At 29.1% G+C, this 25,897-nt stretch carries 19 protein-coding genes and 1 pseudogene; 14 read left to right on the top strand and 6 right to left on the bottom strand.

The features are described from left to right. Positions 1-6: 6 nt before the first annotated feature. From IEW75_RS15150 to IEW75_RS15140, 3 genes are all read right to left on the bottom strand, one after another. The gene (locus IEW75_RS15150; protein WP_134249339.1) at positions 7-1,320 is read right to left on the bottom strand and encodes an ABC transporter permease; all 1,314 of its coding nucleotides are present in this window, start codon (positions 1,318-1,320) and stop codon (positions 7-9) included. Next, a complete protein-coding gene (locus tag IEW75_RS15145) occupies positions 1,313-2,242 on the bottom strand; it encodes an ABC transporter ATP-binding protein (protein ID WP_134249337.1) in 930 nt (309 codons plus the stop codon). The genes IEW75_RS15150 and IEW75_RS15145 overlap by 8 nt, the downstream gene beginning before the upstream one ends. 76 nt (positions 2,243-2,318) lie before the next feature. Then, the gene (locus IEW75_RS15140; protein WP_134249335.1) at positions 2,319-3,008 is read right to left on the bottom strand and encodes a hypothetical protein; all 690 of its coding nucleotides are present in this window, start codon (positions 3,006-3,008) and stop codon (positions 2,319-2,321) included. Between the two features lie 128 nt (positions 3,009-3,136). Between IEW75_RS15140 and IEW75_RS15135 the strand changes: the two genes are divergently transcribed. The 6 genes from IEW75_RS15135 (at position 3,137) to IEW75_RS15110 (ending at position 10,515) form a co-directional block, all read left to right on the top strand. After that, positions 3,137-3,589 (top strand): MarR family winged helix-turn-helix transcriptional regulator, encoded by a 453-nt coding sequence (locus IEW75_RS15135; RefSeq protein ID WP_134249334.1) that lies wholly within the window; start codon positions 3,137-3,139, stop codon positions 3,587-3,589. A 12-nt stretch (positions 3,590-3,601) separates the two neighbouring features. Next, positions 3,602-6,001: a 3-hydroxyacyl-CoA dehydrogenase/enoyl-CoA hydratase family protein gene (locus IEW75_RS15130; RefSeq protein WP_134249331.1), complete on the top strand. Its 2,400-nt coding sequence runs from the start codon at positions 3,602-3,604 to the stop codon at positions 5,999-6,001. Positions 6,002-6,005: 4 nt separating this feature from the next. Then, a complete protein-coding gene (locus tag IEW75_RS15125) occupies positions 6,006-7,190 on the top strand; it encodes an acetyl-CoA C-acyltransferase (RefSeq protein WP_134249330.1) in 1,185 nt (394 codons plus the stop codon). A gap of 14 nt (positions 7,191-7,204) precedes the next feature. After that, a complete protein-coding gene (locus IEW75_RS15120; RefSeq protein ID WP_134249329.1) occupies positions 7,205-8,998 on the top strand; it encodes an acyl-CoA dehydrogenase FadE in 1,794 nt (597 codons plus the stop codon). Positions 8,999-9,163: 165 nt separating this feature from the next. Continuing rightward, positions 9,164-9,574, top strand: coding sequence for a hypothetical protein (locus tag IEW75_RS15115; RefSeq protein WP_134249327.1), 411 nt, complete (start codon positions 9,164-9,166; stop codon positions 9,572-9,574). Between the two features lie 179 nt (positions 9,575-9,753). Beyond that, positions 9,754-10,515, top strand: a complete 762-nt coding sequence (locus tag IEW75_RS15110; RefSeq protein ID WP_134249325.1) for an MBL fold metallo-hydrolase — start codon at positions 9,754-9,756, stop codon at positions 10,513-10,515. On the opposite strand, the gene IEW75_RS15105 is transcribed toward IEW75_RS15110, so the two are convergent. Further along, a complete protein-coding gene (locus tag IEW75_RS15105; RefSeq protein WP_134249323.1) occupies positions 10,512-11,786 on the bottom strand; it encodes a DUF2851 family protein in 1,275 nt (424 codons plus the stop codon). The two genes, IEW75_RS15110 and IEW75_RS15105, sit on opposite strands and share 4 nt — an antisense overlap. Positions 11,787-11,902: 116 nt before the next feature. On the opposite strand from IEW75_RS15105, the gene IEW75_RS15100 reads away from it, so the two are divergent. The 4 genes from IEW75_RS15100 (at position 11,903) to IEW75_RS15085 (ending at position 18,395) form a co-directional block, all read left to right on the top strand. Beyond that, positions 11,903-12,538, top strand: a complete 636-nt coding sequence (locus IEW75_RS15100; protein WP_134249321.1) for an NAD(P)H-dependent oxidoreductase — start codon at positions 11,903-11,905, stop codon at positions 12,536-12,538. 19 nt (positions 12,539-12,557) lie between these two features. Beyond that, the gene (locus IEW75_RS15095) at positions 12,558-14,015 is read left to right on the top strand and encodes an aminoacyl-histidine dipeptidase (protein WP_134249318.1); all 1,458 of its coding nucleotides are present in this window, start codon (positions 12,558-12,560) and stop codon (positions 14,013-14,015) included. Positions 14,016-14,234: 219 nt separating this feature from the next. Then, positions 14,235-17,402, top strand: a complete 3,168-nt coding sequence (locus IEW75_RS15090) for a S41 family peptidase (RefSeq protein ID WP_134249317.1) — start codon at positions 14,235-14,237, stop codon at positions 17,400-17,402. 60 nt (positions 17,403-17,462) lie between these two features. Then, entirely contained in the window at positions 17,463-18,395 is a 933-nt protein-coding gene (locus IEW75_RS15085) for a peptidylprolyl isomerase (RefSeq protein WP_134249316.1), read from the top strand. 141 nt (positions 18,396-18,536) lie between these two features. On the opposite strand, the gene IEW75_RS15700 is transcribed toward IEW75_RS15085, so the two are convergent. Next, entirely contained in the window at positions 18,537-18,773 is a 237-nt protein-coding gene (locus IEW75_RS15700; RefSeq protein ID WP_134249314.1) for a hypothetical protein, read from the bottom strand. Positions 18,774-18,933: 160 nt separating this feature from the next. On the opposite strand from IEW75_RS15700, the gene IEW75_RS15080 reads away from it, so the two are divergent. Continuing rightward, positions 18,934-19,653 carry a Crp/Fnr family transcriptional regulator gene (locus IEW75_RS15080; RefSeq protein ID WP_134249313.1) on the top strand — a complete coding sequence of 240 codons (720 nt, stop codon included), beginning with the start codon at positions 18,934-18,936 and terminating at the stop codon, positions 19,651-19,653. A 236-nt stretch (positions 19,654-19,889) separates the two neighbouring features. Further along, entirely contained in the window at positions 19,890-20,432 is a 543-nt protein-coding gene (locus IEW75_RS15075) for a tetratricopeptide repeat protein (protein ID WP_134249311.1), read from the top strand. A gap of 47 nt (positions 20,433-20,479) precedes the next feature. On the opposite strand, the gene IEW75_RS15070 is transcribed toward IEW75_RS15075, so the two are convergent. Beyond that, the gene (locus tag IEW75_RS15070) at positions 20,480-23,179 is read right to left on the bottom strand and encodes a TonB-dependent receptor domain-containing protein (protein WP_134249309.1); all 2,700 of its coding nucleotides are present in this window, start codon (positions 23,177-23,179) and stop codon (positions 20,480-20,482) included. A gap of 232 nt (positions 23,180-23,411) precedes the next feature. Between IEW75_RS15070 and IEW75_RS15065 the strand changes: the two genes are divergently transcribed. Both IEW75_RS15065 and IEW75_RS15060 read left to right on the top strand, forming a co-directional pair. Further along, complete coding sequence (locus tag IEW75_RS15065) at positions 23,412-23,873, top strand: Mpo1 family 2-hydroxy fatty acid dioxygenase (protein ID WP_134249307.1); 462 nt, start codon at positions 23,412-23,414, stop codon at positions 23,871-23,873. 14 nt (positions 23,874-23,887) lie between these two features. Continuing rightward, positions 23,888-25,897: pseudogene (locus IEW75_RS15060) on the top strand (PD40 domain-containing protein); the annotation flags it as partial.

Genomic DNA, 25,897 nt, shown 5'->3' with positions numbered 1-25,897 from the left:
AAATTTCTAATACTTTAACCATTTATACAATTCTTTATAAGTAGGCTTTTTGCCATACATTAATATTCCAACTCTATAAATTTTTGCTGCAAACCAAACTATTAATATAAAAGTACCAATTAAAAGTAACATTGAAGTTATTATTTGCCACCAAGGAACGCCAAATGGTATCCGCATTAACATTACAATTGGTGATGTTAAAGGGAACAATGAAAAAGCCAAAGCAATAGGACCATGCGGATTCTCTATCACCGAAAAGCCAACATAAATAGCAATAATTAACGGTAGCATAACAGGCATCATAAATTGCTGGGTATCTGTTTCACTATCAACAGCTGCACCAATTGCTGCATAAATTGAACTGTAAATTAAATAACCGCCAATAAAATAAATAATAAATGAAAAGAACATAGTTAAAATTGGCAAGTTCTTAATTTCCTGCAGTGCGACTTGCAATTCACTTGCTGAAGATGCATGCATTTGCTCAATCATTTCAGGGTTAATTTGTCCCATCGCAGTTCCAGAACTTGTTGTCTCAATTCCAAAAACATATGTTATAATAGTTAATAATAATCCTGCTGAAATTGCCCAAATTATAAATTGTAAAATACCTGCAAAAGCATTACCTAATATTTTACCTAACATTAGTTGAAATGGTTTTACCGATGAAATTATAACTTCAATTATTCTACTTGTTTTTTCTTCAATAACACTTCGCATTACCGATGTGCCATAAATTATAATAAACATAAAAATCAAATACCCAAATCCACCTCCAGCAATCATTCTTAAAATACTTCCTATTTTTGAAGATTTTTCACCTGCAAAATTTTCAGTTGCTATTGATACACTTGTTTCTGTAGCTTTTATTTTATCTAAGTCAAAATTAAGTTGTTCTATTTTAAGGTTTCTAATCTTTTTTTCTAATTTATTTTCTAAACTACCTAGCAGGTTTAAACTTGGTGTATCTTCCGAGTAAAACTGAATTCCTTTTGAAAGATTTATTAAACTATCACTTTTTTTAATGAACAATAATCCATAAAAATTTCCTTCCGTTTGTTTTTTTGCCTCTTCTATACCTAAATCTGTTAAATCTATATATTTTGTTGCATTCGTATCTTCAAGAACAGTAGCTAATAAATTAGATTCATCTACAAAAGCAACGGTTCTAACTTCTTCACTATTTTTTTGATTTAAAAAAACAATCAATAGTAAAAGTCCAACCATTAAAAGTGGACTTAAAATTGTCATTACTATAAACGATTTGTTTTTAACTTTTGCTAAAAACTCTCTTTTTATTATTAATTTTAATTTATCCATTGTTTGCTACAGCTTTTAAAAATATATCATTAGCAGTTGGAATAATTTCAGTGAAATGTGTGATTTGTGCTTTGTTATTCAAAAATTTAATTAAATCTTTTGAAGATTCTGTACTTTTTAAATCTACAATTAAACGCACATCTTCGTTAAACGAAATTTTATCTGATTTTGTAGTTGAGAAATTGGAATTTATTTCATTTAACAATAAATCTTTATTTTCACAAGATAAGCCAACTTCAAATTGATTTGTTTTAAATTCTTCTTTAATATCGTTTAATTTACCATCTAAAATTTTCTTAGATTTATCAATTAAAGCTATATAATCACATAATTCTTCAACAGATTCCATTCTATGAGTTGAAAAAATAATAGTTGCTCCTTCGTCTCGTAGTTTTAAAATTTCATCCTTAATTAAGTTTGCATTAATAGGATCGAAACCACTAAAAGGTTCGTCAAAAATTAATAATTTTGGAGTGTGCAAAACAGTTACAATAAATTGTACTTTTTGGGCCATTCCTTTAGAAAGTTCTTGTATTTTTTTGTCCCACCAATCATTAATATCAAACTTTTCAAACCAATATTTTAATTTCTTTTTAGCATCTGATTTTGACAATCCTTTTAGTTGTGCTAAATACAAAGCTTGATCACCAACTTTCATACTTTTATACAAGCCTCGTTCCTCTGGTAAATATCCAATTTGGTGCACGTGTTCTGGTTGAAGTAATTCACCATCTAAATAAATACTTCCTTTATCTTGCAAAGTTATTTGATTAATAATTCTAATAAGTGAGGTTTTTCCAGCTCCATTTGGACCTAATAATCCAAAAACACTTCCTTTAGGAACAGAAATAGAAACGTTGTTTAATGCAGTAAAATTTCCATAATTTTTACTAACATTTTCAACCGTTAAAATATGTTTCATTCTTTTTTGTTATTGATTTTAAGAAACGAAAGTAATTTTATTTTAATAAAGTTGGGTTAAACTTTTAATAATTTTATTAAATCTTATCAATATATTTTTGCTGAATAAGTTTTAAAAATTCAATTGTAGCTTTTGGTTTTACAATACGTAACATCTCGGTAATTCCTCCATTTTTATAAAAAATACCTTTTGCTATATCGAAATTTTTATCAGAAACATTATTCTTTATTTCAAACGTATAAGTTCTAAATTCTTCCCAAGTCATAAAATCTGGAATTTCTAAATAAAAAACATCTGCTTCATCTTGAGATTGATGAATCCCTTTTTCCAATTCATCTATATTAAAAAATTTATTGATTCTTATTAAGACATCCGTATCGGTAAATTTTTCACTTTTGGCAAATTCAAAACCAGCATCTTGATAGTATTGTTGTATTGTTCCAATTTCAGTATACCTATCTATACCTTTTATTCTAATACCATGTAATTTCCTAGAATCTAAGGATACCTCACATTTTGCACCATTTAATTGCAAGTTATATTTTTCATTAATTCTTTTGGTTGCTCTTAATATTTTTTCAAATGAATTTTGAGCTTTTGTTACAAAAATTATAGAAATTGGTTTATTAATATCCGTAAACCTACTATAATAGGATTCGTAAGGATCTGGAACATTAATTACAAATGTTTTTGGTATTTTGTTTTCATCAACAGTATCAATATTTTCTTGAATAATAACTTTTCCTATAAGTTCTTTTGTAGCCATAATTTTGGGTTAATGATTAGTTGCTTAAACATATTCATTTTTTTTATAATAACCAAACAAATACTTGTTCAAAACTATTTTATCAAATTTATTATGCGTGCATAGTATTTTTTTTATATATTTGGGAAATGCAAAAAGAACTAACCATAGATCACGCACTTAGAGCCACTTGGCAAGCAGTGGCAAAAATGTATAATGAGCAAGCTATAAAGTTTGATAGTACAATGGCTATGGCATTTGTATTATTAAATATTGATAAGGAAAATGGAACACCCTCAACCGCTTTAGGTCCATTAATGGGAATGGAACCAACTAGTTTGTCTCGTATTTTAAAAAGCATGGAAGAAAAAGGCGCTATTTATAGGGAAAAAAATCCTGTGGATGGACGTGGTGTACTAATAAAACTAACAGATTTTGGTTTAGAAAAAAGAAACACTTCTAAACAATATGTAATTAAATTTAACGAAACAGTTCGAGAAAACATTTCAGAAGATAAAATAAAATGCTTTTTTGAAGTTACTGAAACCATTAATAATTTAATTGCAAAAAAAGCAATTTTTGGAAACCTACATACTAAATAAAAAATTATAAAAATGAAAAGACCAATTAGAAAAGTAGCAGTTATTGGCTCCGGTATTATGGGGTCTGGAATTGCTTGTCATTTTGCAAACATTGGTGTTGAAGTTTTGTTGCTCGATATTGTTCCTCGTGAATTAAACGATGTAGAAAAAGCAAAAGGATTAACACTTGAAAACAAAGCTGTTAGAAACCGATTGGTAAATGATAGTTTAAAAGCTTCCTTAAAATCGAAGCCCTCTCCTATTTACAATCAAAAATTTGCTAATAGAATTTCTATAGGAAATTTAGATGATGATTTACATAGAATTAAAGATGTAGATTGGGTATTAGAAGTTGTTGTTGAGCGTTTAGATATTAAAAAATCTGTTTTTGAAAAAATTGAAAAATATCGTAAAGCTGGTACATTAATTACTTCAAATACTTCTGGGATTCCTATTCAACAAATGAATGAAGGTAGAAGTGATGATTTTCAAAAACATTTTGCTGTAACACACTTTTTTAACCCACCACGTTATTTAAAATTGTTTGAAGTTGTTCCTGGACCAAATTGTTCTCAGGATGTTACTGACTTTTTAATGATGTATGGTGAAAAATTCTTAGGAAAAACCTCGGTTTTAGCAAAAGACACACCTGCATTTATAGGAAATAGAGTTGGTATTTTTGGAATAATGAGTTTATTTCATCAAGTAAAAGAATTGGGTTTAACCGTTGAAGAAGTTGATAAATTAACAGGACCAGTTATTGGGCGACCTAAATCTGCAACTTTTAGAACAGTTGATGTAGTTGGTTTAGACACATTAGTTCACGTGGCTAATGGTATTTATCAGAATTGTCCTGATGATGAAGCGCACGAACTATTTAAACTTCCAGAGTTTATTGATAAAATGATGGAAAACAAATGGTTCGGAAGCAAAACTGGTCAAGGCTTTTATAAAAAAGTTGTTGAAGGTGGTAAAAAATCTATTCAAGCTTTAGATTTAGATACTTTAGAATATAGACCGAGTAAAAAAGCTAAATTTGCAACTTTAGAACTCACAAAATCTATAGATAAAATAATTGATCGTTTTAAAGTTTTAGTAAAAGGAAAAGATAAAGCTGGTGAGTTTTACAGAAAGAATTTTGCCGCAATGTTTGGTTATGTTCAAAATAGAATTCCTGAAATTTCAGATGAATTGTACCGTTTAGACGATGCAATGAAAGCAGGTTTTGGATGGGAACACGGTCCCTTTCAAATTTGGGATGCCATTGGTGTTGAAAAAGGAATTGAACTAATGCAAGCAGAAAATATTCCTGTTGCTTCTTGGGTAACTGAAATGGTTGCTGGTGGACATAAATCATTCTACACAGTTTGCGATGGAGCCAAGTATTATTATGATATTCCTTCAAAAAAACAAGAAAAAATTCCAGGACAAGATAGTTTTATAATTCTTGATAATATTAGAGAAGCAAAAACTATCTGGTCAAATTCAGGAGCTTCTATTCAACATTTAGGAGACGGCGTTTTAAACATAGAGTTTCAATCCAAAATGAATACGTTGGGAGGTGAAGTTTTACAAGCAATTAATAAAGGTATAGATTTAGCAGAAACCGAATACGATGCCGTTATATTAGGAAATCAGGCTGCTAACTTTACGGTGGGTGCCAATCTAGCTATGGTATTTATGATGGCTATTGAACAAGAATACGACGAATTAAATTTCTCTGTTAAATATTTCCAAGATACAGTAATGAGACTTCGTTATTCATCTTGTCCAACACTAATTACTCCTCACGGATACACTTTTGGTGGTGGCTGTGAATTAAGTATGCACGCAGATAGAGTAATAGCTGCTGCAGAAACTTATATTGGTTTGGTTGAATTCGGGGTAGGAATTATTCCTGGTGGTGCAGGTTCAAAAGAAATGGCATTAAGAGCTTCAGAAGGTGTTTTAAAAGATGACGTAAAATTAAATAAATTACGTGATTACTTTATAAATGTAGCTATGGCAAAAGTAGCAACATCTGCGCATGAAGCATATGATTTAGGTTTCTTAAAGAAACATAAAGACATTGTAGTTGTTAACAAAGACAGACAAATTGCAACAGCAAAACGTCATGCTATCCAAATGCTTCAAGATGGTTATACACAGCCTGTTCCAAAAGAAGTATTGATTTACGGACAACAGGCACTAGGTATGTTTTTAGTTGGAACTGATAGTTTAGAAAAAGGACATTATGCTTCTGAACACGATAAAAAAATTGCCAATAAATTAGGATATGTAATGGCTGGTGGAGATTTATCAGAATCAACATATGTTTCTGAACAATACCTGCTAGATCTTGAGCGTGAAGCCTTTATGAGTTTAATGACAGAACGTAAAACATTAGAACGTATTGAGCATATGTTAAAAACAGGAAAACCATTAAGAAACTAAAAAAATGAAAACAGCATATATAGTACAAGGATATAGAACAGCAGTTGGTAAAGCGCCACGGGGAGTTTTTAGGTTTAAAAGACCTGATGAATTGGCTGCAGAAACTATAGAACATTTATTAAAAGATATTCCACAATTAGACAAAAAAAGAATTGACGATGTAATTGTTGGAAACGCAATGCCTGAAGCCGAACAAGGTTTAAATATGGGACGTTTAATTTCTTTAATGGGATTAAAAATTGAAGATGTTCCAGGTATGACAGTAAACAGGTATTGTGCATCAGGATTAGAAACTGTAAGTATTGCCGTAGCAAAAATCCAGTCTGGAATGGCAGATTGTATTATTGCAGGTGGTGTGGAAAGTATGAGCTACATTCCAATGGGTGGTTACCGACCTGTTCCAAATTATAAATCGGCCAAAGAAGGTCATGAAGACTATTATTGGGGAATGGGATTGACTGCCGAAGCGGTTGCACAACAATTCAAAGTTTCTAGAGAAGATCAAGATGAATTTGCTTTTAAATCACATATGAAAGCATTAGAAGCGCAAGCTAACGGAACTTTTAATGATGATCTTGTCCCAATTACTGTTGAAAACATTTTCTTAGATGAAAACGGTAAAAAGCAAACTAAAAATTATACAGTTTCTGCTGATGAAGGACCTAGAAAAGGAACTTCAATTGAAGCGCTATCAAAACTTCGACCTGTATTTGCTCAAGGCGGAAGTGTAACTGCTGGAAACTCTTCTCAAATGAGTGATGGTGCTGCCTTTTTATTGGTAATGAGTGAAGAAATGGTGAAAGAACTAAATATTGAACCAATTGCTCGTATGGTTTCATTTGCAGCGGTTGGTGTAGAGCCTAGAATAATGGGAATTGGTCCTGTAAAAGCTATTCCTAAAGCATTAAAACAAGCTAATTTAACTTTAAATGATATAGATTTAATTGAGTTAAATGAGGCTTTCGCATCACAATCATTAGCAGTAATGCGAGAGTTAAACATTAATCAAGATATTGTAAATGTAAATGGTGGTGCCATTGCATTAGGGCACCCACTTGGTTGTACCGGAGCAAAACTTTCTGTACAATTATTTAATGAAATGCGCAGACGTAAAAACAAATATGGTGTTGTAACTATGTGTGTTGGTACAGGACAAGGTGCTGCTGGTGTTTATGAATTATTAAAATAAAATCTATCTAAAGAATGGCAACAATTAAAGGAGGAGAATTCCTAATAAAAGAAATTAAATCGGAAGATATTTTTATATCAGAAGAATTTAATGAAGAACAAAAAATGATGAAAGAAGCGGTTATCGAATTTATAGACCGTGAAGTTTGGCCTCATAAAGAACGTTTCGAAAATAAAGATTATGCACTTACTGAGGAAGTAATGCGTAAAGCTGGAGAAATGGGTTTTTTAGGTGTATCAATTCCTGAACAATATGGAGGAATAGGAATGGGTTTTGTTTCAACAATGTTGGTAACAGATTATATTTCGTCTGCAACAGGATCTTTAGGAACCGCGTTTGGGGCACATACTGGTATAGGAACTATGCCAATTTTCTTATATGGAACTGAAGCTCAAAAAAATAAGTATTTACCCTTATTAACTTCAGGAGAAAAATTTGGAGCATATTGTTTAACAGAACCAGGTGCTGGTAGTGATGCAAACTCTGGAAAAACTACAGCCGAATTAACTGCAGATGGAAAACATTACAAAATTAACGGACAAAAAATGTGGATTTCAAACGCAGGTTTTGCTGAAATATTTATTGTTTTTGCTCGTATTGAAGATGATAAAAACATCACAGCTTTTATCTTGGAATTTGATAAAGAAAATCCAAATGGTGTTACTTTGGGCGAAGAAGAACATAAATTAGGAATTACTTCATCTTCTACACGACAAGTGTTCTTTAGTGATACATTAGTTCCTATAGAAAATATGCTTTCTGAAAGAGGAAAAGGTTTTAAAATAGCTTTAAACTCTTTAAATGTTGGTAGAATTAAATTAGGAGCTGCCTGTTTAGATGCTAGTAGAAGAATAATTACAGAATCTGTTAAATACGGAAACGAGCGTAAACAATTTAAAACTGCTATTTCTAATTTTGGTGCTATTCAGAAAAAATATGCCGAAATGAGTGCCAAAACATTTACCATTGATGCTGCTTGTTATAGAGCTGCAAAAGATATTCAGAATATGATTGATGATGGTTTGGCTTCGGGAAAATCGCATCAAGATGCTGAATTGGCTGCTTTTCAAGAATATGCAATTGAATGTGCTATTATTAAAGTATATGCATCAGAGGTTTCTCAATCTGTTTCAGATGAAGGTATCCAAATATTTGGTGGTATGGGATTCTCAAAAGATACGCCAATGGAAAGTGCCTGGAGAGATGCCAGAATTACAAGAATTTATGAAGGAACCAACGAAATAAATAGACTTTTAACCGTTGGAATGTTACTAAAAAAAGCAATGAAAGGTGAAATTGATGTAATAACTCCAGCTACAGAAGTAGGAAATAGCCTTATGGGAATCCCTTCATTTGATGTTCCAGATTTTTCAGAATTATTATCTGAAGAAAAAGCAATGATTGCAAAATTGAAAAATGCATTTTTAATGGTTGCTGGAAAAGCTGTTCAAACGTATGGCATGGAGCTAGAAAGTCATCAACAATTAATTTTAGCTGCTGCAGAAGTTATGATAGAAGTTTATATGGCTGAATCTGCAATTTTAAAAGCTGAAAAAATTGCCAAATTAACTTCGGAAGAAGCTGCTGAATGTCAAATTGCAATGGCAAAACTTAACTTATTTAACGCTGTTGAAAAAGCTGCAAGTATGGGAAAAGAAGCAATCCTTTACTTTTCTGAAGGAGACGAACAACGTATGATACTTATGGGATTAAAACGTTTTACAAAATATGTAAACAATCCAAACCCAATAGCTCTAAGAAAAACAATAGCTGCAAAGGTTATTGCAGAAAACAAATATTGTTTCTAAAACAACGCTAATTCAATCAATTTAATTACGTTTAAAGGCTACAACAAAAAGTTGTAGCTTTTTTTATGCAATTTTATAGTAAAGAATTTAATTATTTTGTAACTTTATTATAGAATTCAACAACCACTTCTAACCCAATTGTTTAATCACTTAAAAACGTAGATTATGAAAAAAAACATTGGAATTTGGATAGACACAAAACAAGCTATTGTAATAAGGCTATCTAAAAATGGTGAACATTTCATTAAAAAAATTGATTCAAAAATTGAAACTAGAGTTCGCGTTCCCGGCGAATCTAAAAAATTTGGAAGATTTGGAGGGCAGTACATTACCTATGAAAAGAATAGGTTAAATAAAAAAAATGAGCAAGTAAATCATTTTATTAAAGAATTATTTAAAGAAATTGAAAATTGCGATGCTCTTGTAATATTTGGACCAGCTAAAATGAAAAAAATTTTAGAAAAGGAAATTAGAAATAATATGCAATTTTCAGGAAAACTGTTAGGTGTTCATAATACGGATTTACTTACCGAAAATCAAATAGTTGCCTGGGTAAAAGATTATTTTTATAATTAATTTTTCTTTTAAAAAAAATAAGCATTTGGAATAGTTCTAGTAATTATTAATTTAAATAGTATATTTTTAACCAACAATTTAAATTAATTTTAAGAAACGAGCGTGCTAAAAAAATTCTCATTTAATATTATGATAAATTGCAAATAGCATATGACCTCTAAAAACAATACCAAAGACACATGAAAATTAGCATTTCTTTTATTGCAATTGTAACATTTATATCTGGAATTTCCTTCGCACAACAATCAAATTTTGATGAACTTAAAACTTCAAAGGGAACTTTAAAGATTCAACCTATTTTACACGGAAGTCTTATTTTATCGCATAATAATAACACTATTTTTGTAGATCCTTATGGAGGGGCAAATTTGTATAAAAATCAGAAATCTCCAGATATTATTTTAATAACAGATATTCATGGCGATCATTTAGATCAGAAAACTTTAGATAATATAGAGACTTCACAAAGTGTTTTTATTGTTCCGCAAGCGGTTGCCAATAAATTGCCAGAAAAATATGCTTCGCAAATAGTAGTTCTAAAAAATGGACAAGGAGTGCATAGAATGGATTATTTTATTCAAGCAATTCCTATGTACAATTTACCCGAAGTAGCAGATTCAAAACATCCAAAAGGAAGAGGTAATGGTTATATTTTAACTATTGAAAACAAACGTATTTATATTTCTGGAGATACAGAGGATACTGAAGAAATGAGAAAACTTCAAAATATTGATGTTGCTTTTGTTTGTATAAATTTACCTTTTACTATGGACATTCATCAGGCAGCGAGTGCCGTTTTAGAGTTTAAACCAACGATTGTATATCCTTATCATTTTAGAGGAAGTAACGGTTTTAGTGATGTTGCTGAATTTAAAAAATTAGTAAATTCAAAAAACAATACTTTAGATGTGCGCTTGAAAGATTGGTATCCAAAAAATTAGCTCTTTTTCAAAATAGTTTTTCCAATTGCACATTGCAAACATAATTGTTTACTGCAATATTCATTTTTTAATTGTAATAATGCTTGAGTTTTAAAAGCATTAGGACTTTCAATATTTAAATCGTTATACCTAGAAATAATACTATTTTTTTCAGGTTTTATGTTTTCAAGTATTGCAAATAAAGAACTATATTCGTTTTTTCCTAAATTCTTTAAATACACAAATTTTAAAGGAATTATGGTGTTTATTAAAATTAGATCTATAAACGATTTAGTAAGTTTTTTGGTACTTTTTTTAGATTCCTTATCAAATGTAAAATGTGTTTCCCAAAAAGGAAATGTTGAAACTTCAAATAAGCTATAAAATAATTCTAAAGAATCAATTTCAATTATTTTTGAAAATAAGTTTTGATATTTACTATATAAAAATGCCAATTGAGACAATCTTATTGTTGGAAAGTTATTTGGGCGCAATCTAAAAAATTGCACTTGCCCACCTAAAATAGGGGTTAATTTAAACTTAACCTTTAAATATTCATATTCCCTGTTTAATTTTTCAAAATAAATAGATTCATATTTATTTGAGAGTAATCCTGCCTGACCCAAAAATAAAGCTTCTAACTGTTCTACATTATTTGAAACTTTTCTAACAATTGAAAAATCAAACGAATTTGCAAAATTTAAAAAAGCATCACCATTAACTTTCAAACCAAAACTCTTGGCTAACAACATAAATAAGGTAGCTTCCCAATTGTTATTGTTAGTAGTTAATATTTCTTGAATACTAGATGATTTTTGCTCTAAACGTTCAAAATATAATCGTTCCAACCAATTTTCAAAAATAAAAGAATCTATAAATTGTATATCATTCTCACAATTTATCCACTTTTTGTTTTTACTAAAAAGCTGATTGTAACTATTTAAAACCGCTTTTGAAATGTAATTTTTTAATTCTAATGTTACAATTTTAGCATTGTTATTTCTAAAAATCTCTACATCGTGTTCCCAAACAACATGTAGAATTACAGCATCATAATTTTTATCAGCTTCATGATTGTGTTTATACCAATCAGAGGAATTTATGTGGATTTCTACATTACCTGCCCAAACCTGATTTTCAATTTCAATTTTTGCATTTAGAAAATCTGGACCAGTATTTAAATTATGAATTCCATTGGAAATAATATGAATTATTTCTCCATTAGTAGATTTTAATTTTTTTACAGAAAACAATTTAAGTTTCCATAAAAAATGTAATAAGTTTTCATTCATAGCAATAATTTACTTTATAAATGTAAAAATTAACTTTAACTTATGAAAATAGGATACGAATCTTACTTAATTTTTAAGTTTTTTAAAGTAAATTTGTACTACTAAATTTATTGAAAATGAATATTATTAATAGTTTAGAATGGAGATACGCAACAAAGAAGTTTAATCCATCTAAAAAATTATCAAATCAACAAATTAACACTTTAAAATCTGCATTTAATCTAACACCTACTTCATTTGGGCTTCAACCTGTAAAAATGATTATTATATGTGATAAAGAATTGCAAGAAAAATTTGTTGAACATTCTTATTACCAACGTCAGGTCGCAGATGCTTCCCATTTATTGGTTTTGTGTATTGAAGACGACACAACTTCAGAAGACATTAACGCGTATTTCGACTTAGAGAAAAAAGTAAGAAATATAGATGAATCTGTTATTGCTGGTTTTAGAAAACAGTTAATTGACATGTATAAAAATAAATCTATTGAAGATAGACAACTTTCTGCTATTTACCAAACTTATATTATATTAGGTAATTTAATGACAGTTTGTGCAGTTGAAAAAATAGACGCAATTCCGATGGAAGGCTTTGTTCCAGAAAAAATAGATGCCCTTTTAAATTTAAAAGAGCAAAATTTAAAATCAGTTTTATTGCTTCCAGTAGGCTTTAGAGCAGATGATGATATTATGGGCGATATGAAAAAAGTTCGCAAACCATTAAACGAAACAATTATAGAAATTATTAAATAAAACCTAATAAATATTGATTATGAGTACTGATATTAGAACACTAGAACCTAAAGAACTTTGGAATAATTTTGCAGATTTAAATGCTGTTCCAAGAGGTTCAAAGAAAGAAGAACGCGTTATACAATTTATGGTTGATTTTGGAAATAATTTAAACCTTGAAACTGTTGTTGATCCTGTTGGAAACGTTATTATAAAAAAGCCAGCCTCAAAAGGAATGGAAAATCGTAAAACCATCGTAATGCAATCGCATTTAGATATGGTGCATCAAAAAAATTCTGACACAGTTTTTGATTTTGATACCGAAGGTATTAAAATGAAAATTGAAGGTGATTGGGTAAAAGCTGAAGGAACTACTTTAGGTGCAGATAATGGTTTAGGTGTAGCTGCAATAATGGCGGTTTTAGCCTCCAAAGAAATAAAACACCCTGCAATTGAAGCATTGTTCACTATTGATGAAGAAACAGGTATGACTGGCGCTATGGGCTTGCAAGCTGGATATTTAGATGGTGAAATTCTATTAAATTTAGATACTGAGGAAGATGACGAAATTGATATAGGTTGTGCTGGTGGAGTTGATATTACAATAGAAAACTCTTATAATGAAGTACATACACCAACAAATAGTATCGGCTATACATTAGCAGTTACTGGATTAAATGGAGGTCATTCTGGTATGGATATTCATAGAGGATTAGGAAATGCTAATAAAATAATGAACCGTGTTTTATATACAGTTCAAGACTATATTCGTATTTCTGAAATTAATGGAGGTAGCTTGCGCAATGCAATTCCAAGAGAAAGTTTTGCCGTTATTTCTGTTTACAATTCTCAAAAAGATATTTTCTTAAAAACCTTAAAAAAGATTACTAAAGCAATTAAAAAAGAACTAAAAATTGTTGATCCAAATATAGAAATAATAGCTGAAAAAACTACTTTGCCTAATAAAGTAATGACAGCTATTAGCCAAACTACATTATTAAAAACTATCTACGCCGCGCACAATGGTGTTTACAGAATGAGTAACGATATGGAAGGTTTAGTCGAAACTTCTAACAATATTGCGCGCGTTATTGTAAAAAATGAGTTTATTAAAATACTTTGTTTAACAAGATCATCTGTTGAAACTTCTAAAACAGATTTAGCCAATGCTATTAGAGCAACATTTGAGTTAGCTGGTTACGATGTTTCTTTATCTGGTTCCTATCCAGGTTGGAAACCAAACGTAGATTCACAAATATTAAATGTTTTGACAGAAAATTACGAAAAACTATTTAATAGTAAAGCCGATGTTGTTGCTTGCCATGCTGGCTTAGAATGTGGTATTTTAGGAACTAATTATCCTGAAATGGATATGATTTCTTTCGGTCCGACAATACAAGGAGCTCACTCACCTGATGAAAGAGCAAATATAAAATCTAGTCAGAAATTTTGGAAATTTTTGTTAACGATTTTAGAAAATATTCCTGTAAAAAAATAAACATATTAAATACTGCTAAATCAGTTAATAATACTGTTTCTATAAAATTCTTTAACTCCGCTAAACAACCTTATGTTTAGCGGTTTTTTTATATAAAATTGATTAACATTTTAAAAGCACTACAATTTTAATAAATTTATAAGATTTCATAATTTATAGTAACTTTAAAGCTTAATTATTTATAATCAATTATCAATCAATATTAACTCTAAATTTATTATGCAATTTTTTAAAATAACTTTAAGCTTACTGCTATTATGTGTTACATTCTTTAGTCATTCTCAATCAGTAGAAACCTATTTCACACAACATCCAACTTTAGCTCCTGATGCTGAATTCATTATATTTAGTTACGACAGTGATTTATGGAAAGTCGCTACAGAAGGAGGAGATGCACAAAGATTGACTGCCATGCAAGGCAACGAAACAAATCCAAGTATTTCTCCAGATGGTAGTTGGGTTGCTTTTTCTAGCAATCAGTATGGAAGTGACGATGTATATATTATGCCTATAAACGGTGGAACAATAACACAATTAACATTTCATGACAGTAATGATGAAGTGAGTTCTTGGAGTTGGGATAATTCCAAGATCTATTTTACTTCAGGTAGGTACAACAATGTTACAACCTATAGTGTAAATATTAATGGAGGAACGCCAGAAAGAGTTTTCGATCACTATTTTAATACGATACATAATGTAATTGAAAATCCTTTAAATGATGAAATCTATTTTAATGAATCTTGGGAAAGTGGACGATTTGCGCATAGAAAGCGCTATAAAGGCGATTACAATCCAGATATTAAATCTTACAATACAAAAACAAAAGAATTTAAAAAACATACAACCTACAGAGGAAAAGATTTTGGGGTAACTTTTGATAAAAATGGAAACTTATATTTTAAATCGGATGAAGCAAATGGTGAATACAATCTATATACTTTCCAAAATGGAGTAAAAAAACAATTAACAACTTTTGAAACTTCTATAATGTGGCCAAAAGTAAGTGTCAACGGGAAAAAAATAGTATTTAGAAAAGATTATCAAATTCATGTATATGATGTCGCTTCAGGAAAAACTTCAAAACCTGCTATTAATATTATTAAAAATAACACCCTAGAAAAAGGACAATCTTATTCTGTAAATGGAAAAATAAGCAACTTTGATATTTCCTCAGACGAGAAAAAAATAGCATTTATTTCTAGAGGAAAATTATTTATTTCTGATATTGACGGAAAATTTGTAAAAGAGATTAAAACAAATCCAAATGAAGCTGTACAAGAAGTAAAATGGTTGAAAAATAATAAAACACTACTTTATTCACAATCTTATAAAGGTTATTACAATTGGTTTAAAATTGATGCAGATGGTACGTCAAAAGAAAAACAACTAACCAAGGACAGTAAAAACAACCGTCAAATCAACTTCAATAGTGATTTATCAAAAGGTGTTTATTTAAGCGGAAGAAACCAAATTTGTATATTAGATTTAGTTACTTTTAAAAATGAAATTATTGTAAATGATGAGCTTTGGGCTTTTAATAACTCTAACCCATATTTTTCTCCAGATGATAAATATATTATTTACAATGCATACAGAGATTTTGAAACAGATGTTTTCACTTATAATTTAACTTCAAAAAGAATAGACAATTTAACAAAAACTAAAGTATCAGAATCTGAACCAATTTGGTCTCCAGATGGTAAATATGTGTATTTTTCTTCGGATAAGTTACAACCAAGTTATCCATTCGGAACTACAAATTCTAAAATTTATCAAATGGCATTGGATAAGTTTGAAGCTCCTTTTAAATTAGAAGAAGTTTCTAAATTATTTAAAAAAGATGATAAAAAAGATGACAAGACAGATAAAAATGATGGTGGTAAAAAAGAAGACGTTAAAAAAGAACTTCCCACAGTAACTATCAACACAAAGGGGCTGATGGATCGTTTAACTCAAATTAGTCCGAATTTTGGTCAACAACAAAATCCTTCAATTATAACAAAAGATAAAAAAAACTACATAATTTATATCTCAAATCATAGCGAAGGGAAACCTCAACTTTGGAAAACAACAATAGAGCCATTTGAAAAAACTAAAACGGAACAACTAAGTGACAAAACAATTAGAAATTATCAATTGGTTCAATCTAAAAAGCACAACTATATTTTAATTGGTGGAACTATAAATACTTTAGATCTTGCAGGAAATAAATTAAAAGATATTGCTATTGATTCTAAGTTTGAAAAATCGTTGTCTAAAGAATTTACCCAAATGTATTATGAAGCTTGGGCTGGAATGGAAGAGAATTTTTACAATGAAAATTTTCATGGTCAAGATTGGCAAAAGCTGAGAGATCAATATGCCGCTTATCTTCCATACATTACAAGTAGAGCGCAATTACGACTTATTTTTAACGATATGTTGGGAGAATTAAACACTTCTCATTTCGGGTTTAGTTCAAACGGAAAAGAGGAAGACATCTTTTATGGAACTCATTCTTTAGCTACTGGAATTCATTTCGAAAATAAAAATCCTTTTACAGTTAGCAGTATTGTAAAAGAGAGTCCTGTAGATATTACTGGAAAAAATCTTAGAAAAGGAGATAAACTTGTGGCTGTTAATGGAGAAAAAGTAAACACCACTAAAAACAGAGAACATTATTTTACAGCACCTTCATTTTTAAGCGAAATAACCTTAACTTTTGAAAGAAATGGCTCAGAATTTAATGTAAATATTCATCCGTCTTCTAGTGGAAATATTAGAAATTTAATATATGATGAATGGCAAGATGAAAGCCAACAGTATGTGGATACTAAATCGAATAATCGAATTGCATATATTCATATGAAAAATATGGGTGGTGGTGAATTACAAAAATTTAAAGAAGATTTAGTTTCAAGCACAGAAGCCGATAAAGATGCTTTAATTCTAGATTTACGTTACAATACAGGAGGAAATGTACACGACGAAGTTCTACGTTTTTTAAGTCAGAAAACATATTTAAACTGGAAATATAGAGAAGGCAAATTGGCAAAACAATCTAATTTTGGATATTCAGACAAACCAATTGTTCTGTTAATTAACGAACAATCTTTATCTGATGCAGAAATGACAGCAGCCGGATTTAAAGAACTTGGTTTAGGAAAAATTATTGGAACAGAAACGTATAGATGGATTATTTTTACTTCAGGAAAAGGATTGGTAGATGGTTCATTTTACAGATTACCTTCTTGGGGGTGTTATACTTTAGATGGTGAAAATTTAGAAACTGAAGGTGTAAGTCCAGATATTTATATTGGTGAAAGTTTTAAAGATCGTTTAACAGGTAAACAGCCACAATTAGATAAAGCTATTGAAGTAATTTTAAATGAGTTGAATAAGTAACTGGATTACTTTCATATAAAATGAAAGCATGTATCTTTGCACTTTAAAAAAAATAAGAAAATGAATAACGGATTATACGCAAAATTTAACACCTCTAAAGGTGCTATTTTAGTAAACTTAGAATTTGAAAAAACACCAGGTACTGTTGGTAACTTTGTTGCACTGGCAGAAGGTAATTTAGAAAACAATTCAAAACCACAAGGAAAACCTTACTACAACGGATTAAAATTCCATAGAGTTATTGCTGACTTTATGATTCAAGGAGGTTGTCCGCTAGGAACAGGAACTGGTTCTCCAGGTTATAGTTTTGATGATGAATTTCATCCAGAATTAAAACACGATGCTCCTGGTATTTTATCTATGGCAAACTCTGGACCAGCTTCAAATGGAAGTCAGTTTTTTATTACGCACGTTCCAACTCCTTGGTTAGACAACAAACATACTGTTTTTGGTAAAGTTGTTGAAGGGCAAGATGTAGTTGATGCAGTTGCGCAAAATGATATTTTAGAATCTCTTGAAATTATGAGAGTTGGTGAAGCTGCAGAAAAATTTAATGCTGTTGAAGCATTTAGAGTTTTTGAAGGATCTAGAGCTAAAAGAGAAGCTGAAGCAAAAGAAGCTTTGAAAGCACAAATGGATAAAATTGCTGCTGGATACGATGAAACTCCAAGCGGGTTACGTTATAAAATTTTACAAGAAGGTAACGGTAAAAAAGCTGAAAAAGGAAACATGGTTTCCGTACATTATAAAGGTCAGTTATTAGACGGGCAAGTATTTGATTCTTCATACCAACGTAAACAACCGATAGATTTTACTATTGGTGTTGGACAAGTAATTCCAGGTTGGGACGAAGGTATTCAATTATTAAAAGTTGGAGATAAAGCACGCATGGTAATTCCTTCAAACTTAGCTTACGGAAGTCAAGGTGCTGGTGGAGTTATCCCTCCAGATGCAACCTTAATTTTTGATGTAGAGTTGGTAGCGGTTAAATAAAATACTTATTAAACGTTTAAAGAGGTTGTTTGAAAAGTAAAATTTTCGAACAACCTCTTTTTTTTTAAATTGTTGTAAAATTAAAACAAGAGTTATAAATATATAATATCTCCTGTATTTTTAAATATTCTAAAAAGTTTACTAGTTACTTAGTTTTCTATTCTTAAAAAACATTCTAAAATCAAAAAACAAAATTGTTACGTAAGACAAAACTGAAATACCAAGAATTACCTTTCCAATGGTACAAAAAGTACACTCATAAAAATTATTTGTAGATCCAATAAAACTACATGTACATCCAATAACAACCATAATTAAAAAATATACGAATGCAATTATTGGAAGTATTATTAACGATTTTAAAGCTATATCTTTCATATTAAATACAATTTATGTTTAGATTAAATTTTAGAACCTAAAAAGTTATAAGTTCTATTTCAAATTACCTTGGTATAAAAATACTACATCAACAATTTATAAAATAGTATGTTTGGAGGGTGTTTTTAACTTAGAATGATGTAATTTTACATACCATTGGATGGAGAAATTTATATTTTTAACTATGCCTGATTTTATTAAAAAAGAAACTGCATTTAATCTTGAATTTTTAGACGCAAAAGCTTGTTTAAATAACCTAACTGAAGAGGAGCAGAATCAATTATTAGCAAACAAAAACGATATAGAATTTGAACCTGGAGAAATAATTATTAAAAGAGGAATTGCCGTTAGTCATGTATTGTATTTAATTGACGGTTTAGCAAAAATTGAAATTGTTAATGATGGTAAAACAACTACTCTTGGCTTAGTTCAATCACACTCTTTTATTGGTATTATTTGCTGCTTTGCATTTGAAAGTTTTGATTTTACAGCAACTGCTCTTGAAAAAACAAAAGTAGGTTTTATAGATAAAGCTATTTTTGAAAAATTTATTAAAACTAACGGAAATTTTGCATTAGATTTAATTAGACATATGTCTGGTTCTTCAAATGGTTTATACCATAGAATTACTACTTTATCACAAAAAAATATAGATGGGGCTCTATCAATAATTTTATTAGATTTTACCCAAATATATAAGAGTAATTCGTTCACAATTCCTATGTTGAGAAAGGACCTTGCTAATATGTTAGGTTATTCCAAAGAAAGTGTTATTAACACTTTATCAAAGTTCAATAAAGAAAAAATAATTAAAGTTTCAGATAGAAAAATTGAAATATTAAATATTAAGAAACTAAAACAAATTAGTAAATTGGGTTAAATTATTGTTACAAATAAGGATTAAAAGCGTCTAAAAATTAACTATAAAAAGTTATATTTATAAATACAATCAATCTATTCAACAATGAAAATTCAACATTTTTTTTATTCACACTTACAATTATTACCGCAAGCTGCTCTACTACAACCAATAACGAGGCATTTATAAAAAAGACAACAGGAAGGTACTTATTTAATTCCGATGAAATAATTGAAGTTTATTTTGATAACCAAAAGTTGTTTTTAAAATGGCGTGGTGCTTCTGCTATAGAACCTTTACCCGTAGCTGAAGAAACTTTTTTTGTTAAAGAAATGAATGAAAAAATTCAATTTTTAACAAATCCAGAAAATCAACTAACCTATATGGTCTTAGTTCCAAAAACAGAAAATGATACACTTCAATATAATTTTAGAAAACTAACACAAAACGAAAAAACTCCAAGTGAATATTTAAAAGATAATGATTTTGAAAAAGCTCTGGAAGGCTATTTAAAAATAAAAAAAATTGATTCTTTAGATGCAAGCCTAAATGAAAATAAATTTAATAGTTTAGGATATAAAGAATTACGTGATAAAAATTACAAACAAGCACTTCATATTTTTAAAATTAATATGGAATTATATCCAAATAGTTCTAATGTATATGATAGCTATGCAGATGCATTAAAAGTAAGTGGAGATACATTACAAGCTATTTCATACTATAAAAAATCTTTAGCTATAGATTCTGGAAATAGAAATGCAAAAAGGTTTGTTGAAAAATATGATAAAAAAGAATAATTTCCTTTTTTTAAACAATCAAATAAATATAAAAAATTCAACAATAATTAATGATGCATTCTTCTGCCTCTTCTTTCTCCACCACCTCTTTTACTGCCTTTTCCTGTTGGTGGTTTTAAACTATATGTAAAACTTAACATTGCATAAGTTCCTAAGTTATTTTGAATGGTTTCTTCAAAATAACTATCAGAACTGTTTCTAACAATCCCTAAATCTTTATCTAAAATATCAAAAACTTGTAATTTTAAATTCCCTCGTTTTCCTTTTAAGAAAGCGTAATCAAATCCTAAATTCCAAATTGGTACACTTTGAGAATCAAAATTATTATCTGTATATAAAGAAAAATCAAATTGCGTATTAAAGGTTAAACTATTTGTTAAATCCCAATCGAATTTGGTGTAATAGTTTTGTTTTAAATAATCCCTGTCTTTGTCCTGCAACGAATAAGTAGTTTTATTAAAATCGTAATTTGCACCAATAGTTAAATCTACTTTGTTTTTATTCTCATTACTTAAACTTAACCCAAAATTCCAACTTTTACTGTTTGTTTCGTTATAACCATTATCTATAATTGTTGTATAGTCGTTAATATTTCCTCCAAGTCTTAGATTATATCTTAAACCAATAGTACTAATTTTTTTACTTAAGTTTAAATGTCCTCTAAAACTTTCTTTTGACCCATAATTTTCAAAAGTAGTTTTTGTAACATAATTTTCATCTATACTTCTACTAGAAATAATAGTATTTGTAGTTTTTGTATATCCAAAGAATGAAAAGAAACTTGTAGCTTTTTTAAACTCATGAGAGTAAAACATTATATTGAAATTGTCGTTTTCTTCGGGAGTTAAATTGCTATTTCCTACAGAAATATAAAGTGGATTAAAATCGTTTACAATTGGTGTAACTTGATTAGCATTAGGCAACCTAGTTTCTTTATTATATCTTAATCGGAGTCTTTTTCCTTTTTTATACTCGTAACTTACCGTTGCTCTTGGTAAAAAATTGTTGTAACTGTTATTTATTACATCTGCATTATCTACCTCCAATTTTTGTTTCATTGTTTCTAAAGAACCCGATAAATACACCTGTATTTTATCTTGGCTAAATACATACCCTAGTTGATTGTTATATACTTTTTTGTTGTAATCCAATTCATAAATAAATGGATTTTGCGAAATTTCATTAATTGTTTTTCTTTGATCAACACTTTCATCGTTATTATTGTTGTTAATACTTGATGAAAAACTAATTAAATGATGCTCTACAATAGGTTCCATATACCTGAATGAAACATTGTAATTTAACGATTTATTTTCTTCATCTTTAGTTGTAATTTCATTTGAAGTAGAAGAACTTGACACATCAGATACGTTTGTTGAATTTTGAAAATTCATATCTTTATTATCTGAAAATGAAATACCAGTTCTTACCCTTAGATTTCTACCTTTTTCGTTTAATTTTTTTCGGTAAGAAAAATTTAAACCTCCATTATTTCTTTCATCTTCGCTTCTTGTATTTCTTTCGCTATTTGCGTCTAAATTATTATTTTCATCAAAAAAAGCAGTAGTGCTATTGCTGTCAGATTCGCGATTATCGTTTTTAAAACTTCCTCTAAATTCTAAATACTTACCTTTTACAGATCTATCTCTTAAACTAAAATTAACATTATGGTTGTTTGAAATATTTTGACTATCATTATTTTTTTCAGAAGTAAATAACTTATCCTGTGTGAATTGGGTTCTCTTAGATTCTTCCTCCTCTTCTCTATCTGAATATCCATAATGGTAATCTAAATTAAAATTTAAGTCTTTTTTAAACTCATAATTGTAATTTGCCCCAGCGGTTCCTGTAGTTAAAAAACCACTATTACCTCCTCTACTTCCATCGCGTCTAAAAACTGTAGCTCCGGTATTATTAATATTATTTAATTTTCCAAAAAGTGCCAATTGGGTATTTGCCGTAAACCTATTTAAATCAAAATCTGAGGTATATCTATCATTTGTTCCAATCCCTGCACCTAATTTTCCAAAATATCCAGACTTTTTACCTTCTTTTAAAACCAGGTTAATTATTTTCTTTTTTTCACCGTCTTTTATACCCGTGGTTCTTGTATCATCACTTTCTTCATCTATAATTTGAACACTTTTAATAGCATCTGCATTTAAATTTTGAAGTGCAATAGTTTGATCATTATTAAAAAACTCTTTACCATCTACTAATATTTTAGTAATATCCTCACCTTGAGCACTTACTTTGCCATCCGTTCCAATTTGAACCCCTGGTAATTTTTTAATTAAATCCCCAACATTATCGTCTTGTTTAACCTTAAATGCTTTTGTATTAAAAGCGACAGTATCCTGTTTAATTTTAATAGGAACAATTGCATTTATTGTAATTTCTTCCAACTGATTTACATCCTTTTTTAATATAATTTCACCTAAATCACGGTCACTCTTTGTGAAATTTAAAGTTTGTTGATTCGCTTGATAGGTCATTAAATAAACTTGAAGCATATACCTACCTTCTTTATAGCCAGAAATCTCAAACTTTCCATCTACTCCAGTTGATGTGTACTTTACTAATAACGAATCTGAAGGTTGCAGTAAGGCAACTGATACAAACTCTAATGGCTGTCTATCTTCATCTAACACAATTCCCTTTATATTTTGAGAGTAAGAAGTTATAAATAAAAAAAACATCAATAAAAGAGGTAAAAGAAATTGCTTTTTATTACAATAATGAATCATAAAGGGTCGTTTTTTAAGTATGTTTTATAACGGTATTATTTTTATATCTTTAACACTATTCTTATATGAAACAAAGTTGCCTTAAAAAACTATTATTTAACAGAAAAAACAGTTAAATTATGTTAACGTTTGTTAACACAAATTATTTATAAGAGTGCTTGTTAAAAATCCTATCATAATATAGAATTAAAACAGCCATTTATAAGCACCCATTTAAAATATTATTAGATACATGAAAACACAAAAACAATGGTTTAATGAATATGCCTTAAGTCACCAAAATAAAACTAACCAATTAATACATTTTATTTGCGTGCCTTTAATATTTTTTAGTATTGTTGGTTTATTTATGAGTATTCCATCAAAAGGAATCGAGAACCTCAGCAAATTAAACAATCCAATTATAGAAAACTGGGCTACTATGATTTTATTTATATTACTGTTCTTTTATTCAAAACTCTCGTTCTCTACATTTTTAAAAATGGTATTATTTTCTTTAACCTGTTTAGTTGGCAATTATTATTTATCTAATATTGTTCCTTTGTTTTATGCTTCTTTGGCTATTTTTGTAGTAGCTTGGGTTGGGCAATTTTATGGTCATAAATTAGAAGGTAAAAAACCTTCATTTTTTAAAGATTTACAGTTTTTATTAATTGGACCAGCTTGGGTATTTGAAAAAATTTCTAAAAAATAGATTTAAATTTTACAATGAAAAAGTTTACACAATTATTTATTTTCCTAATTATTACTACACTCTTTGGACAACAAAAAGAATATAAAATTTTTAATTCTGAGGTTAATTCTAAATATGCTGAACTTGGTGTAAATTTTTTAGATTCTGAAACAGTTTTCTTTGCTTCTTCAAAAAAAATAGAAAACGATAAAGCTTTTGTTTCCAATAGACGTGCGAAAAACCGAAATCTTTTCTTAGAATTTTATTTTGGAAAACTTACCGATTCTAGCGACATTGTACAAACCAGTAGGCTTTCTAGCGATGTTTTTGCAACATTTAATGAAACTGACCTAGCCATAAGCCCCGATAGAAAAACCATATATTTTTGTAGGAATAGCTACTTTGGTAATCGATCTAAAGATTCCAAATTACACGAAAAACCAATAAAACTTTTTAAAGCAGATATAGATGCTGATTTTAACGTAACTAATATTTCAACTGTTGCATTTAATAGTGAAGCCTATTCCATAAGAAATCCATCTATAAGTAAAGATGGCACAAAATTGTTTTTCATATCAAATATGCTTGGCGGATATGGTAATTACGATATTTACGTTTCATCTATTTTAGAAAATGGAAGTTTGAGTTCGCCTAAAAATTTAGGAGACACTATTAATACTATTAAAGATGATTTATATCCATCTATAGATAAAAATAACACACTTTATTTTGCTTCTTATGGACATAATGGTCAAGGAAATTTAGATATTTTTAAAAGTGAATTTATAAATGGGAATTATACAAAAGTTAAAAACTTACCAGCTCCAATAAATTCACCATATGATGATTTTGGTTATGTAATGCACCCAAATGATGATGCCGGTTTTTTCATTTCAAATAGAAAAAAAGGCAAGGGTGATGTTGATATTTATGGGTTTAAATTTATTGATGTAGAAATTGAATGTGTACAGTTAATTACTGGAATACTTCGTAACAGCAACACAAGTAAACCTATTGCAAATACAAATCTTATTATATACATTAATAATGAAGCTGTTGATTCTTTAAAAACATCAAAAGATGGAAGCTATAAATTTAAAATAAATTGCAATGAATCTTATAAAATTACAGCTCTAAAAGAACATTTTATTCCAAATGAAATAACTTTTGAAACAGATGAAACTTTAGATGCTGAAATTATTGAAAATATTGAACTAACTCCAATTCCTTGTATACAGCAAATTAATGGTTTAGTTACCAACGCACAAACAAACGAATTAATTGAAGGTATTACTTTGGAACTATACCAAAATGGTCAAATTATTTCAACAAAAACAACACTTAATAACGCGCTTTATAATTTTGAACTGGCTTGTAATAACAATTTTATAATTATTGCAGATAAAGAAGGTTTCTACCCTACTGAAATAAAGATTAAAACGAACTCGAATTATGATGAAGAGTTTATAAAAGACATTGCATTAAAGCCACTTCCGTGTAATCAAACCGTAACTGGTATTGTTTTAAATAAACTTACAGATGAACCCTTAATAAATGTAGAGCTAAAGATTTATAAAAATGATAAATTAGTGACTTCTGAAATATTAAGAAGTAGGTCTAATTTTAGAATTAAGCTTGAATGTGAATCAACTTATAAAATTGTTGCTGAAAAAGAAGGGTTTTTAAATTCAGAAATTACATTAAATACAGATAAGCGATTAGATTTAAAAATCACAGAAAACATTGAATTAATTCCCATAGAATGTAACCAACTAATTGCTGGAACTATTTTAAACAAACTAACAAACGAACCGTTAAACAATACAACCGTTAAGCTATTTAAAAACAATCAATTAATTGATTCACAACTAATTGAAAACATTAAAGATTACAGTTTTAAAGTAGATTGTAACGAAAATTATAAAATTATTGCTGAAAAAGAAGGGTTTGAAACTGCTGAAAAAGCATTTAAAACGGATTCGAGAAACGATTTCAATTTCAATCAAAAAATAGCACTTGTTCCACTTCCTTGTAATCAAATGGTT

The sequence above is a fragment of the Lutibacter litoralis genome, assembly GCF_014646675.1.
Taxonomy (GTDB): Bacteria; Bacteroidota; Bacteroidia; order Flavobacteriales; family Flavobacteriaceae; genus Lutibacter; species Lutibacter litoralis.
The sequence above is the reverse complement of the archived record's forward strand: the minus strand, read 5'-3'. Positions and strand labels throughout refer to the sequence as shown.

Bases quoted from the DNA above. Each gene is read 5' to 3' on its own strand.
- IEW75_RS15150 (WP_134249339.1), bottom strand. From the start codon at position 1,320: ATGGATAAATTAAAATTAATAATAAAAAGAGAGTTTTTAGCAAAAGTT.
- IEW75_RS15145 (WP_134249337.1), bottom strand. From the start codon at position 2,242: ATGAAACATATTTTAACGGTTGAAAATGTTAGTAAAAATTATGGAAAT.
- IEW75_RS15140 (WP_134249335.1), bottom strand. From the start codon at position 3,008: ATGGCTACAAAAGAACTTATAGGAAAAGTTATTATTCAAGAAAATATT.
- IEW75_RS15135 (WP_134249334.1), top strand. From the start codon at position 3,137: ATGCAAAAAGAACTAACCATAGATCACGCACTTAGAGCCACTTGGCAA.
- IEW75_RS15130 (WP_134249331.1), top strand. From the start codon at position 3,602: ATGAAAAGACCAATTAGAAAAGTAGCAGTTATTGGCTCCGGTATTATG.
- IEW75_RS15125 (WP_134249330.1), top strand. From the start codon at position 6,006: ATGAAAACAGCATATATAGTACAAGGATATAGAACAGCAGTTGGTAAA.
- IEW75_RS15120 (WP_134249329.1), top strand. From the start codon at position 7,205: ATGGCAACAATTAAAGGAGGAGAATTCCTAATAAAAGAAATTAAATCG.
- IEW75_RS15115 (WP_134249327.1), top strand. From the start codon at position 9,164: ATGAAAAAAAACATTGGAATTTGGATAGACACAAAACAAGCTATTGTA.
- IEW75_RS15110 (WP_134249325.1), top strand. From the start codon at position 9,754: ATGAAAATTAGCATTTCTTTTATTGCAATTGTAACATTTATATCTGGA.
- IEW75_RS15105 (WP_134249323.1), bottom strand. From the start codon at position 11,786: ATGAATGAAAACTTATTACATTTTTTATGGAAACTTAAATTGTTTTCT.
- IEW75_RS15100 (WP_134249321.1), top strand. From the start codon at position 11,903: ATGAATATTATTAATAGTTTAGAATGGAGATACGCAACAAAGAAGTTT.
- IEW75_RS15095 (WP_134249318.1), top strand. From the start codon at position 12,558: ATGAGTACTGATATTAGAACACTAGAACCTAAAGAACTTTGGAATAAT.
- IEW75_RS15090 (WP_134249317.1), top strand. From the start codon at position 14,235: ATGCAATTTTTTAAAATAACTTTAAGCTTACTGCTATTATGTGTTACA.
- IEW75_RS15085 (WP_134249316.1), top strand. From the start codon at position 17,463: ATGAATAACGGATTATACGCAAAATTTAACACCTCTAAAGGTGCTATT.
- IEW75_RS15700 (WP_134249314.1), bottom strand. From the start codon at position 18,773: ATGAAAGATATAGCTTTAAAATCGTTAATAATACTTCCAATAATTGCA.
- IEW75_RS15080 (WP_134249313.1), top strand. From the start codon at position 18,934: ATGGAGAAATTTATATTTTTAACTATGCCTGATTTTATTAAAAAAGAA.
- IEW75_RS15070 (WP_134249309.1), bottom strand. From the start codon at position 23,179: ATGATTCATTATTGTAATAAAAAGCAATTTCTTTTACCTCTTTTATTG.
- IEW75_RS15065 (WP_134249307.1), top strand. From the start codon at position 23,412: ATGAAAACACAAAAACAATGGTTTAATGAATATGCCTTAAGTCACCAA.